Genomic DNA, 14,085 nt, shown 5'->3' on the forward strand with positions numbered 1-14,085 from the left:
ACTTGAGACGTATACAGCGCCAGCAAGTTCCTTGGGTATCAGTTTGACACAGTGTGGTGAGTGCTCAACAGCTGCGGCGTGTTGAGGTTGGCCAGGCGAGGATCATTGTCAGGGCATGTCAAGGCGGTCGCACCGAGCTTGCGCATCAGTCGGCCGGGGCTGCGCTCACCCTCGTTCCAGGCTTTGTCGAACTCAGCCCGCAGCGCTACAGGTATCACACACAGCAGCGGCTCCCAGTGTTCGTCATGGCGAAGCATCAACGGCTGGTCCGGGTGTTGGCCGGCGGATTCGCGCATGCTGGTCAGCAGGGCCGCATCGACGCGCGGTACATCGCAAGGCAGCACCAGCAGATGGGGATGACGCGCGGCTTTGAGGCCCGCGCGAATACCGGCCAGCGGCCCCGGAAAGTCACCTTCATCGTCATGGACCAACTGATCGGCATAGGCTGCGTACCGCTGCGGGTTTCGGTTGCAGGAAATGATCAGGTCGTCCGTCAGAGGGCGGGTCTGACGATGCAGATGTGCAATCAGCGGTTCGCCCTGCCAGTCCAGTAGCCCCTTGTCCTGGCCGCCCATGCGTTGGCCACGACCGCCCGCCAGGAGCAAAATGGAGCAAGTCAATAAATTCGTACGGGTGGTCATTGCAAGTCTCCACGCAGGCGGCGAAAAAACGGGGCGCTGTGATATAACACCGGGCTGTTTCTCCTACAACTGGACGAGCCTATGAAAGCCAAGGCTGATGTACCTTTCGCACCGCTCAACATCGCGGTGCTGACTGTCAGTGATACCCGCACACTGGAAACCGATACCTCGGGCCAGGTCTTTGTCGATCGGCTGGTCGCTGCCGGTCATAACCTGGCTGCCCGGGTGATACTCAAAGATGACCTGTACAAGATCCGTGCGCAAGTTGCCACCTGGATCGCCGATGATGTTGTGCAAGTGGTGTTGATCACCGGTGGCACCGGCTTTACCGGGCGTGACAGCACACCGGAAGCGGTCAGTTGCCTGCTGGACAAGCAGGTCGATGGCTTTGGCGAGCTGTTCCGCCAGATATCGGTGGCGGACATCGGCACCTCGACCGTTCAGTCGCGAGCATTGGCTGGCCTGGCCAATGGCACGCTGGTGTGCTGCCTGCCGGGGTCGACCAATGCAGTACGCACCGGTTGGGACGGCATACTTGCCGAACAGCTGGATGCGCGGCATCGCCCATGCAATTTCGTACCGCACTTGAAGCAGGCGTCAGCCTGTGAATCCCGTGGGTAAGCCAGGCAAGACCGGCAGCCTGATGCCGGTCGAGGTGGCCTTGGCACGCTTGCTCGAAATGGCCGATGACACGCCAATTGTCGAGCGTGAGCATTTGCCGTTGGCTCAGGTTCAAGGACGTGTGCTGGCGCAAGACCTGGTGTCGACGCTTGATCTGCCGCCGTGGCCCAACAGCGCCATGGATGGTTACGCCTTGCGCACGGCCGACTGGGCTGGCGAGCCACTGGTGGTCAGTCAGAAGATCTTTGCCGGGCAGGCTCCCGACCCCTTGCAGCCCGGAACCTGCGCGCGAATCTTCACCGGTGCACCGGTTCCCGCCGGTGCCGACTGCGTCGAGATGCAGGAAAACGCCGAGGTCCAGGCGGATCAGCGAGTGCGTTTCATCCAGGCCATGAAACCGGGCCAGAACATTCGCCCCCAAGGCCAGGAAACTACCGTCGGTGAGCTGGTGCTGCCGGCTGGCACGCGTCTGGGGCCCATAGAGCAGGGGTTGGCCGCTTCCCTGGGATGTGCCGGGCTGGAAGTGGTTCGCAAAGTGCGCGTTGCGGTGTTGTCCACCGGAGATGAATTGATCGAACCGGGACAGGCGTTGGGGTCTGGGCAGATTTACAACAGCAATCGAGTGTTGCTCTGCAGTTGGTTGCAGCGCCTGGGTTGTGAAGTCGTCGATGCGGGAATTCTTCCGGACGATCTGCAAACCACCCGTACCCGACTGGGTGAATTGCAGGACGTCGACCTGATTCTCTCGACCGGTGGCGTATCGGTAGGTGAGGCGGATTTTCTCGGCATCGCCTTGCGCGAGGAGGGGGAGTTGTCTCTGTGGAAGCTTGCCATCAAACCGGGGAAACCACTGACATTCGGGCATTTTCGTGGCGTACCGGTGATTGGGTTGCCGGGCAATCCGGCATCGACGCTAGTGACTTTTGCCTTGTTGGCCAGACCCTATCTCCTGCGCCGCCAAGGCGTAAACGACACCGAACCGCTCAAGGTGCGAGTGCCGGCAGGCTTTGACTGGCCGATTCCCGGCAATCGACGGGAGTATTTACGCGGGCGCATGGAAAACGGTCAGGCAATCATCTACAAAAACCAGAGCTCCGGCGTACTGCGCAGTGCCGCCTGGGCGGACGGTCTGGTTGAAGTACTTGAGGATCGCACGCTGGTGCAGGGCGATATCGTCAACTTCATTCCACTGAGTGAAGTCCTCAACTGATGGTGGCCGCCGCCTTTTCACGCAAGCCCGGTGATTGAACCGGGTTTAGCGTTTCTGGTCGCTCAATGACTCAGGATCAATGAAATGATCTGCTCGAATCGGCTATTGGCGATCCAGCCAAGGAGCCCGAGAACAACGGCGGTTCCGCCAGCGGAATAGGCCAGCCTGTATTTGATTGACTTGACGTCATCATGGAACTCATCCACATCTCTGGATATGTATCTGAGTCGAGTTTCCAGTTCAACGATGCGAGGCTCCAGCGCTGTTTCTTCGGTGGCTTTCCCATTGTTGCCGGGCTGGTCGTGATGGTCGGGGCGTTTTTCTGCAGGTGTTAAAACTTGCATCACCGGTGACCTGTTGGTTTGGTTTTGCATTGCACATCCTTGTATTGATTTTGCTGATGACTAAAACCTTGGGACCAAAGTGTACTAATCCCGATTTTTGGTCAATTGAGCCGATTCCTCACGTTTTGTAAGAAAAATCTCGACATCCATATTTCCACATTTGCCCAAATGCAAATTATTGGTTTTTTTTGCAACTTTTATAGGGCGCTTCGTGGTCAACATTCTCCGGATGCCCTTCAAACCGGGAGCGACAATGATGAGCGAGCGCAAGGCCTTATTGATTCTGCATGGCAAGCAGGCGCTCAACGACGCGGTTCGTGAGGCGGTCGAAAGCAAGCGTGAGCAAGGTTGGGAGGTGGCCGTTCGATTGACCTGGGAGGCCGGGGACGCGCAAAGGCTGGTCGAGGAGGCCTTGGCTGGCGGATATCGACAGATCATTGCCGGTGGCGGTGATGGCACTCTGCGCGATATCGCCGAGGCCATGGCGTCGCAATCGACCAAGGCCAGCCTGGTGCTGATGCCTCTGGGCACTGCCAATGATTTCGCGCGCGCAGCGGGGGTGCCCCTGGAGCCCGATCAGGCCCTGGAACTTATGGACACCGCGCCCACTGCCATCGACCTTGGGGAGGTGGGCGGGCAGATCTTCCTGAACATGGCCACAGGTGGTTTTGGCAGTCTGGTCACGGCGAACACTTCCGAAGACTTGAAGAAAGTCCTCGGCGGCGCGGCCTATCTGTTTACCGGTCTTTCACGCTTCGCTGAGTTGCATGCCGCTTATGGTGAGCTGCAGGGGCCGGATTTCCACTGGAGCGGCGATCTGCTCGCACTCGGCATCGGCAACGGGCGTCAGGCTGGCGGAGGGCGGGTGTTGTGCCCGCAGGCGCTGGTGGATGACGGGTTGCTCGATATCAGTATCCTGCCTGCGCCGCAGGAAGTCGTCGGCACCTTGAAAAATCTGCTTTCCGAAGGTTTTGGCATCGACAGCATGTTTGTACGCGCCCGGTTGCCATGGGTTGAAATCAAGGTGTCGGAGGGGCTTTTCATCAATCTTGATGGCGAACCGCTGGAGGGCGACAGCCTGAGGTTTGCGGTGCGGCCGGCGGCGCTGCTCGTGCATCTGCCCGAGCGCTCGCCGTTGTTGAGTACGGGTGAGGCCGACTAGTCGTCCAGACTGATGATCTGTTCGCGTACTGCGAAAAGTACCAACCCGGCGACATCGAAAATCTGCAGGCGCTTCATGATCTGTGAACGGTGGGTTTCGACGGTCTTGACGCTCAGGTACAGGCCGCTGGCGATTTCCCGGGTGGATTTGCCGCGGACAATCAGGCGCAGGATTTCCAGCTGGCGCGCCGTCAGATTGTGCGAGTCGGCGGCCTGCGGCGGGTGTTTCTGATTGCGGATCAACGCCTGATTGATGACGGTATGGGCGATGGCCGGGCTCAGATAGCGCTCGTTGTTGCGCAGGGCCTCCAGCGCGTGCTCGAGTTCGGTGGCCGTCGTGTCCTTCAACAGGTAGCCATGGGCTCCGGACTCCAGTGCCTGCATGATGATCGCGGGATCGGTATGCATCGAAAGGATCAGCACCTTGCTCTGCGGGCAGATTCGTTTGAGCTGTAGCAGTGCTTCAAGGCCACCGGTCTGGCGCATGGAGATATCCAGCAGCACGATATCCGGGGACAACTGTTCGACCATTTCGAGCAGTTGCGCGCCGTCATTGGCTTCGCCGATGACCGCATATCCGGGAAGATCCATTACCAGGGCACGCATGCCAGCCCTGATCAGCGAGTGGTCATCCACCAGAAGTAAATTACAAGTCAATGCATAACCTTATTCGGACTGGCCCGTTCGAGCGCACGAGGCGCCCAGGGAAATAGAGCTTCGATCTGAGTGCCTTTGCCGGGCTCGCTGATAACGGTCAGCGTGCCGCCCAGTTGATCAATCCTTTCCGTCATCCCGGCCATCCCGCGTTGTCCCTCACGGCCTGGGTCGATGGCAGGTGCAAAGCCTCGACCATCGTCGCTGATTTGTAACTTCAGGCCTTGTGGCAGGCGCTGCAGACAGACCAGCAGGTTTTTCGCCTCGGCGTGTCGCAGGATATTGGTAACCGCTTCCTGGGTGATTCGGAAAGCAGCGACGGCCATTTCTTCCGGTATACCGGTCAAGCGCTGCTGGCACTCCAGACTCCAGTGCACTGGCGTATTGGCCAGGGTCTTGAGCAGATGTGCGCGCAGACTGGCTTCCAGGCCCAGGCTGGCCAACTGGCGGGGATTGAGAATGGCCGATACATCGCGAACTTTGGCCAGTGTTTCCTCCAGCGTCTCGCACAGAAGCGAGCATTGCCCCTGAAGGTCCTCGGGCATCCGGCGTTTGAGCCATTCGCTTTGCAGCTTTGCCGCTGTCAGTAGTTGGCCAATATCGTCATGCAGTTCGCGGCTCAATCGGTGACGTTCGCTTTCCTGAACTTGCAGCAGCCGGTCGGCCAGTTCTTGCGGCTCAAACTTGATGGACTTGCGCGAAAGCAGGTATTGCACCCAGACACCGCCCAAGGCGGCAATGTCGAGCGACAGAAGCCCGAGGGGCAACTGCAATGACCGAATGTAGATCAGCAGGCTGCCGAGGCTCGAACAGATGCATAGAAAAAGCGTGAGCCTGCACGCATTTTCCCGGCTGGGCGGCCGCAGGGTTATTGACTTGAGGCTGGCGTGCATAGCGGTTGGAGCCATTGGGTGTTCGCTGACGGGCAGACCGGTCATGCTGATTGACGGTCTCTGTTTTTGTTAGGTGGAGCGTCGACTTCAACGGGGCACACTTTCTCGGCAGCAAATCAGCCATGAGCCTGGTTTGGGCTGTGCTGGCCTGAATTCACACTGCTAATAATTGGCGTCAACTAATAAGCGCCATAATAGCACTTAAGATACCGTCGGTCGCGGTGGGATAGTTGTTCAGATAGTCTGGCTTTTGGCTGGCCTGGATGCCGGTTCCAAAATGGAACGCATGACTGTGTGATGAGCTGGTTGGCTATTTGCGGTCTTTAGTAGTTGCTGCCAGGCAGAACCCTGGACGTTGATGGACACGCAACTACCGAAAGTAATAGTTGTTTGTTCACACATGTCGTTCATGGATATGAAGTATCCAATTGCGACATGTTCGAACGCGAATTTCATAGCAATTGCGACGTCCCGGATACACAACCATGGCGTAGCCGGGTTTGTTCAGGCGTGCAGTTCCGAGTAGGAAACGAGGGCGAGCGGTCTGGTGTTGACCGGTTGAAACCCGCTTTGTCCCACCTGAACGGCAAACGCTTCGATCAGGGTCACCTGTTCACTGTCGTCCAGACTCAACTGGCCAGTGGTCTGGTCAATGAGTTCGAGCTGCCAGGCAATCAGGGTCAGGCAGTCTTTCAGGGCGCTCAGCGCTTCGTCATGCAGGTTAATGTGATTCTGGGCGTGGTTGAGCAGGTCATGGATGTGCAGGGAAAACTCCGAAACGGCTGCCAACGCCAAGGCATCAGCCTTGTTGGCCAGCTTCAGGAGGGTGTTGAGCATGCAGTCGATGGCGTCCCTGTCGTTGCTGATCAATTGCAGGTGGCTGAGGCATTCTTCGGTTTTGGCCAGGAGTGTTTCAGCCTCGACGAGAAACTCCGGGAGCCGCTGAGCCCACTGTGTACGTTCGTTCGGCATACTTACCTCCACAACGTCATGTCAAATGAGGGGATGTCGTGTGTGTCGAGGAGGACGGTCGGGACCTCGCCGTTGTCAGTCAGACCAGGCAACGAGCTGCCGCCAGCCATGGAGCGGACAGGGGAACACAAGAGGGTGCTAGGCCAATTAGCTGCGATCGCACACAAAAGCCTGACTCCGTTCATGCAATGAGAATGGCGTCACATTAATGGCAATTGGATATTGCGAATATCAGGTTGTAACTGATTGTGGCTAGGGGAATCCCCTACGCAGCGGAACCTGTCGAGCAATCGGTGGTCGCGCGACGGGGGCAGCCAATGAAATGTGCCGCTAGTAAAGCATGATGTCAAAGTGACATCAATGCTTGCGCGTGGCATTTTAGAGCGGATCAAGCTTCGGTGATAACAGCCGATAACCATCTTTAGTGAATTCACCCGAACAAGACCAGGAGCCCATTGATGGCTGGCATTCTCGACACGGTAGACCAACGCACGCAACTGGTGGGTGAGAATCGCCTGGAAATTCTCATGTTCAGGCTCGCCGGACGGCAATTATTCGCGATCAACGTCTTTAAAGTGCAGGAAGTCTTGCAGCTGCCGAAGTTGACCCTGATGCCGCAGCGTCACCCTTTCGTTTGCGGTGTGGTCAACCTGCGTGGCCAGACTCTGCCGGTCATCGATTTGTCCCAGGCCATCGGCATGCGTCCATTGGTTCCGGGGCCTGGCAGCACGATTATTGTCACCGAATACAACCGCTCCGTGCAGGCATTCCTGGTCGGGGGCGTGGACCGCATCGTCAATATGAACTGGGAGGCCATCCTGCCGCCACCCACCAGTGCTGGTCGCCAGCATTACCTGACGGCTATCAGCAAGGTCGATGATCAACTGGTGGAAATCATCGATGTGGAAAAAGTCCTCGCCGAAATCGTCCCCTACAATGCCAAGGTATCCCGGGAAAAGCTCGACGACCCGGTGCTGGAACGTGCCCGTGGCCGCGAAGTGCTGCTGGTCGATGACTCGAATGTGGCCTTGTCGCAACTGCGTGACACCCTGGGTCAGCTCGGGGTGAAGATGCATGTCGCCAGTGACGGCTTGAAAGCCTTGAACAGGCTCAAGGCCTGGGCCGACAGCGGGATCGATATGACCGAAAAACTGCTGATGGTGTTCACCGATGCGGAAATGCCGGAAATGGACGGCTATCGTCTGACCACCGAGATCCGCAATGATCCGCGTCTGCGCGGGTTGTACGTGGTGCTGCACACCTCCCTGTCCGGCAGCTTCAACGAATCGATGGTCAAGAAGGTTGGCTGCGACGATTTCCTCTCCAAGTTCCAGCCGGACAAACTCGTCGACGTAGTGCGCCAGCGTCTGATACTCGACGAAGTGCCAGCCTGATAACCCCGCCTTCTACAGGGTAATGCTGTTCACTTAAGCTGGGGCGCACACTTGTGGCGAGGGGGCTCGCCCCCGTTCGGCTGCGGAGCAGTCGTAAAACCACTACACGCGGTATACCTGATACACCTCGGTGGCAGGTTTTGGGGACGCTTCGCGGCCCAACGGGGGCGAGCCCCCTCGCCACAAGGTGTGTGCCCGCTTAAGTGAACAGCATTAGCCTCCTACAGGGGACGTTGGCGCCATCCAGGCTTTGATTCGCCGCTGAAGCTCGTATAGGGTGACGCTTTTGCCTGACAAGGAGCTGGCCATGCTGCGTCTGAGCGCGCTTTATCGTTATCCGTTGAAATCGGGCAAGGGCGAGACACTGGCACAGATCAGTCTCGACAAACTGGGGCTGGACGGCGATCGACGCTGGATGCTGGTGGACGAGGCCAGCGGACGTTTCCTGACCCAGCGAGCGGTAGCGCAGATGAGCCAGCTGTCGGCATTGTGGAATGCTCAAGGGGGTCTGACCCTTGCGGCGCCCGATCATGCGCCGATCAATGTTGCCTTGCCCGGCAGTGCCGCTCAATTGCGCGGCGTGACGATCTGGCGCGACACCTTGCGGGTCCCCGATGCGGGTGATGAGGCCGCTGCCTGGGTCAGCGAGTTCATCGGCAAACCGACGCGGCTGGTGCAGGTGCCGCTCGATCGTGCGCGCACGACCCAGGCAGGCTACGGCAAGGATGACGATCAGGTGGCATTCGCCGATGGCTTTCCATTGTTGCTGATCGGCCAGGCGTCCCTGGAGGAGCTGTCGCAACGGGTCGGGCGTCCCCTGGAGATGTTGCGTTTCCGTCCCAACCTTGTGATCGAAGGCAGCGAAGCCTACGCCGAAGATGGCTGGAAGCGTATTCGCATCGGCGAGGTCGAGTTCCGGGTGGTCAAGCCCTGCTCGCGCTGCATCCTGACCACGATCGATCCGCAAACCGGGGAACGCAGCGATGATCGCGAGCCTCTGGCAAGCTTGCAGAAGTACCGTTCCCAGGCGGATGGCGCAATGTTCGGCCAGAATCTGGTCAACGACAGCAATGGTCGACTCGAAGTCGGCATGCCGGTCGAGATCCTCGAGTAGTCCCCGGTAGAACGAAAAATGCCCGCGTCCAGGAACGCGGGCATTTTTTTGTCGCGGTGAAAATCCGCAGGTTTAGCCGCGGTATTCGCACAGGTAGGCAGTATCGACGGCAACCTTGAGCTGGAACTTGCTGTTGGCCGGCACGTTGAACTGGCTGCCGGCGGCGAAGGTTTCCCAGCCGTTGCTGTCCGGCAGTTTGACCGTCAGGGCGCCGCTAACGACGTGCATGATTTCCCGCTGGCTGGTGCCGAATTCGTATTCGCCCGGAGCCATGACGCCGATGGTCGCCGGACCTTCTGCGGTGCCAAAGGCGATCGACTTGACGGTGCCGTCGAAGTACTCGTTGACTTTAAACATGGGCGATTCCTCGAAAAGGGCTGAAAAGGGCCGGCCAGTATGCACAAGGCCCTTGGCGCCGTCACCTGTCTAAAGCGGAAGAACCAGCGGCAGCAGGCGTGCGGTATTGCGCGCATCCTCCAGCGCCCGGTGCTGCTGGCCGGTGAACTGCATACCGGCCAGTTGCAGGGCGCCATTGAGCCCCAGCGGCCGTTCCAGTCTTCGGGCCTTGGCGAAGCGTTGCTTGAGGTTCATGTGGGTCACCTGGGTCAGTACGCTGTCCAGTTGCAGCCGCTGCCATTCCAGGAGCAGCTGTTTGCGATCGTAGTCGCCCCAACTGGCCCAGCCTTCAAGGCGTGTGTGATGCTGGCCGAGCCAGCGCTCGAACGCAGGCCAGACCTCGCGCAGAGGTTGTGCGGCATCGATGCTGGCCTGGGTGATGTGGGTCAGCTCGCGGCAAAACGGGGTCAGCAATGGCCGGCGCAGCGGCCGGACAAAGCGCTGGAAGTGATCCAGCTCACGTCCCTTGCGATCGACCAGAGTGGCGCCGATTTCAATGATTTCCATATCTGTGATTGGCCAACCGCCCTCATCGGTGGTGGCCTCCAGATCAATGACCAGCCAGTGAGGCATCGCAGGGTTCCTGGTATCCGCGTCCTATAGGCGTTGAGCGTAGCTAAACCCGGCCGTTGCGCCTAGCGGCTTATTCGACCTCCAGCAGAATCTGACGGTTTTTCACCTGGTCGCCGACCTGAACTTGCAGCCGTTTGAGTACGCCGTCGATACCTGATTTCAGCGGATGCTCCATTTTCATGGCTTCCAGCACAACCAGCAGTTGCCCCTTGGTGACCGGGCTGCCTTCGCGCACGAGCACGTCGACGATCGCTCCGTCCATTGGCGCCTTGAGGGTGCCGGAGCTGACGTTGGCCAGGCTGCTGACCGGTGCCTGAGTGCGATCCACCAGGCGCAGGCTGCCTGGGCGGGTGAACAGCCAGAGTTGCCCGGCGTCCAGACGGTAGTGGTGGCGTTGGCGAATGCCGTCGATCTCCAGGGTCGCCTGGCGTCCATCGTCGTGGATGACCTGCAGGTCGAGCTGACGGCTGGCGGCCTGAATCCGCAACGACCCGCCGGGCTGCGCATGCAATGCCACAGGCCAGACCTGATCTTCAAGACCGATACGATAGTGCAGCGGTACGCTGGCGTTGTTGCGCCAGCCGGCCAGCGTGGTGTGATGAGTCTGCGCCGAGGCCAGATAAAAAAACGCGGCGGCGATGGCCAAATGTTCGGCGCTTGGTAGAGCCGGGTTGAGGCACTCATGCTCGACGAAATGCTGTGGGATAAAGCCGGTGCTGAATTCGCCACTGGCAAATTGCGGATGTTCCAGCAGGCTCGTGAGTAGACGCTGATTGCTGTGCAAGCCCAGCAATACACTGTCCTGTACTGCCCGCAGCAACTTGCGCCGAGCCTCTTCGCGTGTTGCGCCATGAGCGATGATCTTGCCCAGCATGGGGTCGTAGAAGGGGCTGATGTGCTGGCCTTCGATCAGGCCATGATCGATGCGGATGCCGTCCTGCACTCCCGGTTCCCAAGCCGTGACTTGCCCGGTTTGCGGCAGGAATCCCTGCGCGGGATCTTCGGCATACAGGCGCACTTCCATGGCGTGTCCGTTGAGCTGTACCTGCTCCTGGCGCAACGGCAGGGGATGCCCTTCGGCGACGTGCAGTTGCCAGGCCACCAGGTCCAGTCCGGTAACCAGTTCAGTCACCGGGTGTTCCACCTGCAGCCGGGTGTTCATTTCCAGGAAGTAGAACTGTCCTTGGGCATCGAGCAGAAACTCCACCGTACCGGCACCCACATAACTGACGGCACGTCCGGCCTTGAGTGCGGCTTCGCCCATGGCCTGGCGCAACTCGGCGGTCATGACCGGGCAGGGCGCTTCTTCGATGACTTTCTGGTGGCGGCGCTGGATCGAGCAATCACGCTCGCCGAGGTAGACCAGGTTGCCATGCTGGTCGCCAAACAACTGGACCTCGACATGGCGAGGGTCGATCAAGGCCTGCTCGAGGATCAGCTCGGCGCTGCCAAAACCATTGAGGGCTTCGGAGCGCGCGGTACGAATCTGCTCGAGCAAATCACTTGCCTCGTGCACCAGGCGCATGCCGCGACCACCGCCACCGGCACTGGCTTTGATCATCAGCGGATAGCCGATGCGTTCGGCTTCGCGGGTCAGGGTCGTATCGTCCTGTTCGGCGCCTTGATAGCCTTTGATGCAGGGCACACCGGCGTCGATCATGGCGATTTTCGACAGGCGCTTGCTGCCCATCAATTTGATGGCTGCAGGGCTTGGGCCGATGAAGGTGAGACCGGCATCCTGGCAGGCGAGGGCGAAGCCGGCGTTTTCCGAGAGGAAGCCGTAGCCGGGATGGATCGCATCGGCGCCGGTGCGGCGGGCGGCGTCGATGATCGCCGGGATGTTCAGGTAGGACTGTTGCACCGGGGGCGGGCCAATGTTGACCGCTTCGTCGGCCATCTGCACATGCAGGGCGTCGGCGTCGGCGTCGCTGAATACGGCGACTGTGCGGTAGCCCAGAGCCTGGGCGGTGCGCTGGATGCGGCAGGCGATTTCACCGCGGTTGGCGATGAGGATTTTCTTGATCGCGGGCATGGGGTGGCTCTCTAAAATTTGCGATGACTGTTTGGGCCTCATCGCGAGCAGGCTCGCTCCCACATGGGATTTTTGTCGTTCACAAAACCTGTGGGAGCGAGCCTGCTCGCGATGCTTTTTAAGAGGCCCACCCCGGTTTACGTTTCTGCATGAAAGCCATGGTCCCTTCGACACCTTCAGGCCCTGTCACCGCCTCGCTGAACCACTGCGCTGCTTCATCCAGCAGCGCATCGGACGGTTGTCCGGCACTGGCCAGCAACAGCTTCTTGGTCGCCGCATTGGCTTGCGGCGCGCAACACAGGACATGGGCCAACACCTCGTCCAGACGCTCGGCCAATGCTTGCGGGTCGTGTTCGACAAAATGCACCAGCCCCAGGCGCCGGGCCTGGGTGCCATCGAAACGGGCCGCTGTCAGGGCCAGTCGGCGGGCCTGGGTCAGGCCGATTCGCTGCACCACGAATGGCGCGATCTGCGCCGGCAGCAAACCCAGGCTGGTTTCCGGCATGCCGAACTGCGCCTGATGGTCGGCCAGGGCAATATCGCTGACGCAGGCCAGGCCGAGGCCACCGCCGAGCACTGCGCCTTGCAGCACCGTGATGACCACTTGCGGCGCGTGTTGAACTTCTTGCAGCAGCGCACCGAATACCCGGTTCAAATCGCGATGTGCGTTCGAACCCTGCGCGCGGGCGTTGGCCATGTCCTTGATATCGCCACCGGCACAGAAATGCCCACCGACACCGCCGATCACCAGTGCGCGAACCCCTGGTTTATCGCGTACCGAGGCCAGCACCGAGCGCAATTCGGTGACCATCTGCAAGCTCATCGCATTGCGGCATTCCGGGCGGTTGAGGGTGATGTGCAGCACGCCGTTGTGCAGCTCCAGCAGCAAGGTCTGACAAACCGGCAGATTGTTCATTTCTTTTTCCCCGGCAGGATGCCCATGAGTTTGCAGATGATCCCCAGCATGATCTCGTCGGCGCCGCCGCCGATCGACACCAGGCGCACGTCCCGGTAGGCCCGGGCCACCGGGTTGTCCCACATGAAGCCCATGCCGCCCCAATACTGCAGGCAACTGTCGCTGACCTCGCGGCCCAGCCGCCCGGCCTTGAGCTTGGCCATGGATGCCAGGCGCGTGACGTCCTGGCCTTTGATGTATTGCTCGGTGGCCTGATAGACCAGCGCGCGCAGGCATTCGATTTCGGTTTGCAGTTCGGCCAGGCGGAAGTGGATCACCTGGTTGTCGATCAGCGCATTGCCGAAGGTCTTGCGTTCCTTGCAATACTCGATGGTGCTGTCGACGCAGTATTCCAGGCCCTTGATCATGTTCGCCGCGCCGAACAGGCGTTCTTCCTGGAACTGCAGCATCTGCATCATGAAGCCCGCGCCTTCATGGCCGATGCGATTGCGCTGCGGCACGCGTACGTTGTCGAAAAACACCTGGGCGGTTTCCGAGCTGCGCATGCCGAGTTTGTCCAGGTGCGAACTCAGGCTGATACCCGGGGTGTTCATGGGCACCATGATCAGCGACTTGTTGATGTGCGGTTTGTCGTCCGAGGTGTTGGCCAGCAGGCAGATGAAATCGGCGCTTGGCGAGTTGGTGATCCACATCTTGCTGCCATTGATCACATAGTCGTCGCCGTCCTTTCGCGCGGTGGTTTTCAGTCCGGCGACGTCGGAACCGGCCCCGACTTCGGAGACGCCGATGCAGCCGACCTGCTCGCCGCTGATGGCCGGTCGCAGAAATTCTTCGCGCAAGTCATCGGAGCCAAAGCGGGCCAGTGCCGGGGTGCACATGTCGGTCTGCACGCCGATGGACATCGGAATACCACCGCAATGAATGGTGCCGAACTCTTCGGCAGCGACGATCGAATAGCTGTAGTCCAGCCCCATGCCGCCGAACTTTTCCGGTTTCGAGATCCCCAGCAGGCCGAGGTCGCCAGCCTTGCGAAAGATCTCATGGATCGGAAAGCGCCCGGCCTTTTCCCATTCTTCGACATGAGGGTTGATCTCGTGCTCGACGAATTGGCGGACGGTGCGACGCAGTGCTTCGTGTTCCTGGGTGAAGATCATTTTTATTGTT

15 protein-coding genes are annotated in these 14,085 nt (G+C 59.6%); 5 read left to right on the forward strand and 10 right to left on the reverse strand.

The features are described 5' to 3' along the window. Window positions 1-38: 38 nt before the first annotated feature. On the reverse strand, window positions 39-641 hold the full coding sequence (gene mobA / locus AC07OG_RS12605; protein ID WP_495067166.1) for a molybdenum cofactor guanylyltransferase MobA: 603 nt from the start codon (window positions 639-641) through the stop codon (window positions 39-41). 81 nt (window positions 642-722) lie between these two features. Here mobA and moaB point away from each other — a divergent pair, with 81 nt between their 5' ends. After that, window positions 723-1,262 carry a molybdenum cofactor biosynthesis protein B gene (gene moaB / locus AC07OG_RS12610; protein ID WP_060540972.1) on the forward strand — a complete coding sequence of 180 codons (540 nt, stop codon included), beginning with the start codon at window positions 723-725 and terminating at the stop codon, window positions 1,260-1,262. Then, entirely contained in the window at window positions 1,246-2,472 is a 1,227-nt protein-coding gene (locus AC07OG_RS12615) for a molybdopterin molybdotransferase MoeA (RefSeq protein WP_495067167.1), read from the forward strand. Before moaB ends, AC07OG_RS12615 begins: the two co-directional genes overlap by 17 nt. Before the next feature lie 62 nt (window positions 2,473-2,534). On the opposite strand, the gene AC07OG_RS12620 is transcribed toward AC07OG_RS12615, so the two are convergent. Then, window positions 2,535-2,846 (reverse strand): hypothetical protein, encoded by a 312-nt coding sequence (locus AC07OG_RS12620; protein WP_495067168.1) that lies wholly within the window; start codon window positions 2,844-2,846, stop codon window positions 2,535-2,537. Between the two features lie 226 nt (window positions 2,847-3,072). On the opposite strand from AC07OG_RS12620, the gene yegS reads away from it, so the two are divergent. Further along, window positions 3,073-3,978 carry a lipid kinase YegS gene (yegS, locus tag AC07OG_RS12625; protein ID WP_060540975.1) on the forward strand — a complete coding sequence of 302 codons (906 nt, stop codon included), beginning with the start codon at window positions 3,073-3,075 and terminating at the stop codon, window positions 3,976-3,978. Here yegS and AC07OG_RS12630 read toward each other — a convergent pair. The 3 genes from AC07OG_RS12630 to AC07OG_RS12640 all read right to left on the reverse strand — a co-directional run bounded on the left by AC07OG_RS12630 (window position 3,975) and on the right by AC07OG_RS12640 (window position 6,496). Continuing rightward, a complete protein-coding gene (locus AC07OG_RS12630; protein WP_495067169.1) occupies window positions 3,975-4,634 on the reverse strand; it encodes a response regulator in 660 nt (219 codons plus the stop codon). The two genes, yegS and AC07OG_RS12630, sit on opposite strands and share 4 nt — an antisense overlap. Further along, window positions 4,631-5,524: a sensor histidine kinase gene (locus tag AC07OG_RS12635; RefSeq protein ID WP_495067190.1), complete on the reverse strand. Its 894-nt coding sequence runs from the start codon at window positions 5,522-5,524 to the stop codon at window positions 4,631-4,633. The genes AC07OG_RS12630 and AC07OG_RS12635 overlap by 4 nt, the downstream gene beginning before the upstream one ends. Before the next feature lie 504 nt (window positions 5,525-6,028). Further along, window positions 6,029-6,496, reverse strand: coding sequence for a hypothetical protein (locus tag AC07OG_RS12640; RefSeq protein WP_218425339.1), 468 nt, complete (start codon window positions 6,494-6,496; stop codon window positions 6,029-6,031). Window positions 6,497-6,954: 458 nt separating this feature from the next. On the opposite strand from AC07OG_RS12640, the gene AC07OG_RS12645 reads away from it, so the two are divergent. Together AC07OG_RS12645 and AC07OG_RS12650 are read left to right on the forward strand one after the other, a co-directional pair. Next, window positions 6,955-7,890 carry a chemotaxis protein CheV gene (locus AC07OG_RS12645; RefSeq protein WP_060540979.1) on the forward strand — a complete coding sequence of 312 codons (936 nt, stop codon included), beginning with the start codon at window positions 6,955-6,957 and terminating at the stop codon, window positions 7,888-7,890. 307 nt (window positions 7,891-8,197) lie between these two features. Next, window positions 8,198-9,004 (forward strand): MOSC domain-containing protein, encoded by an 807-nt coding sequence (locus AC07OG_RS12650; RefSeq protein ID WP_060540980.1) that lies wholly within the window; start codon window positions 8,198-8,200, stop codon window positions 9,002-9,004. Window positions 9,005-9,076: 72 nt separating this feature from the next. Here AC07OG_RS12650 and ppnP read toward each other — a convergent pair whose 3' ends face one another. From ppnP to atuD, 5 genes are all read right to left on the reverse strand, one after another. Further along, window positions 9,077-9,361, reverse strand: coding sequence for a pyrimidine/purine nucleoside phosphorylase (ppnP, locus tag AC07OG_RS12655; protein ID WP_007943304.1), 285 nt, complete (start codon window positions 9,359-9,361; stop codon window positions 9,077-9,079). Between the two features lie 69 nt (window positions 9,362-9,430). Further along, a complete protein-coding gene (locus AC07OG_RS12660) occupies window positions 9,431-9,973 on the reverse strand; it encodes a 3'-5' exonuclease (RefSeq protein WP_218425341.1) in 543 nt (180 codons plus the stop codon). Between the two features lie 70 nt (window positions 9,974-10,043). Continuing rightward, on the reverse strand, window positions 10,044-12,005 hold the full coding sequence (locus tag AC07OG_RS12665) for an acetyl/propionyl/methylcrotonyl-CoA carboxylase subunit alpha (RefSeq protein WP_495067170.1): 1,962 nt from the start codon (window positions 12,003-12,005) through the stop codon (window positions 10,044-10,046). A gap of 118 nt (window positions 12,006-12,123) precedes the next feature. Continuing rightward, entirely contained in the window at window positions 12,124-12,921 is a 798-nt protein-coding gene (locus AC07OG_RS12670) for an enoyl-CoA hydratase/isomerase family protein (protein ID WP_218425343.1), read from the reverse strand. Continuing rightward, on the reverse strand, window positions 12,918-14,075 hold the full coding sequence (atuD, locus tag AC07OG_RS12675; RefSeq protein ID WP_060540984.1) for a citronellyl-CoA dehydrogenase: 1,158 nt from the start codon (window positions 14,073-14,075) through the stop codon (window positions 12,918-12,920). Before atuD ends, AC07OG_RS12670 begins: the two co-directional genes overlap by 4 nt. Window positions 14,076-14,085 lie beyond the last annotated feature (10 nt).

It is taken from the genome of Pseudomonas sp. GW821-FHT09H03 (assembly GCF_059415945.1).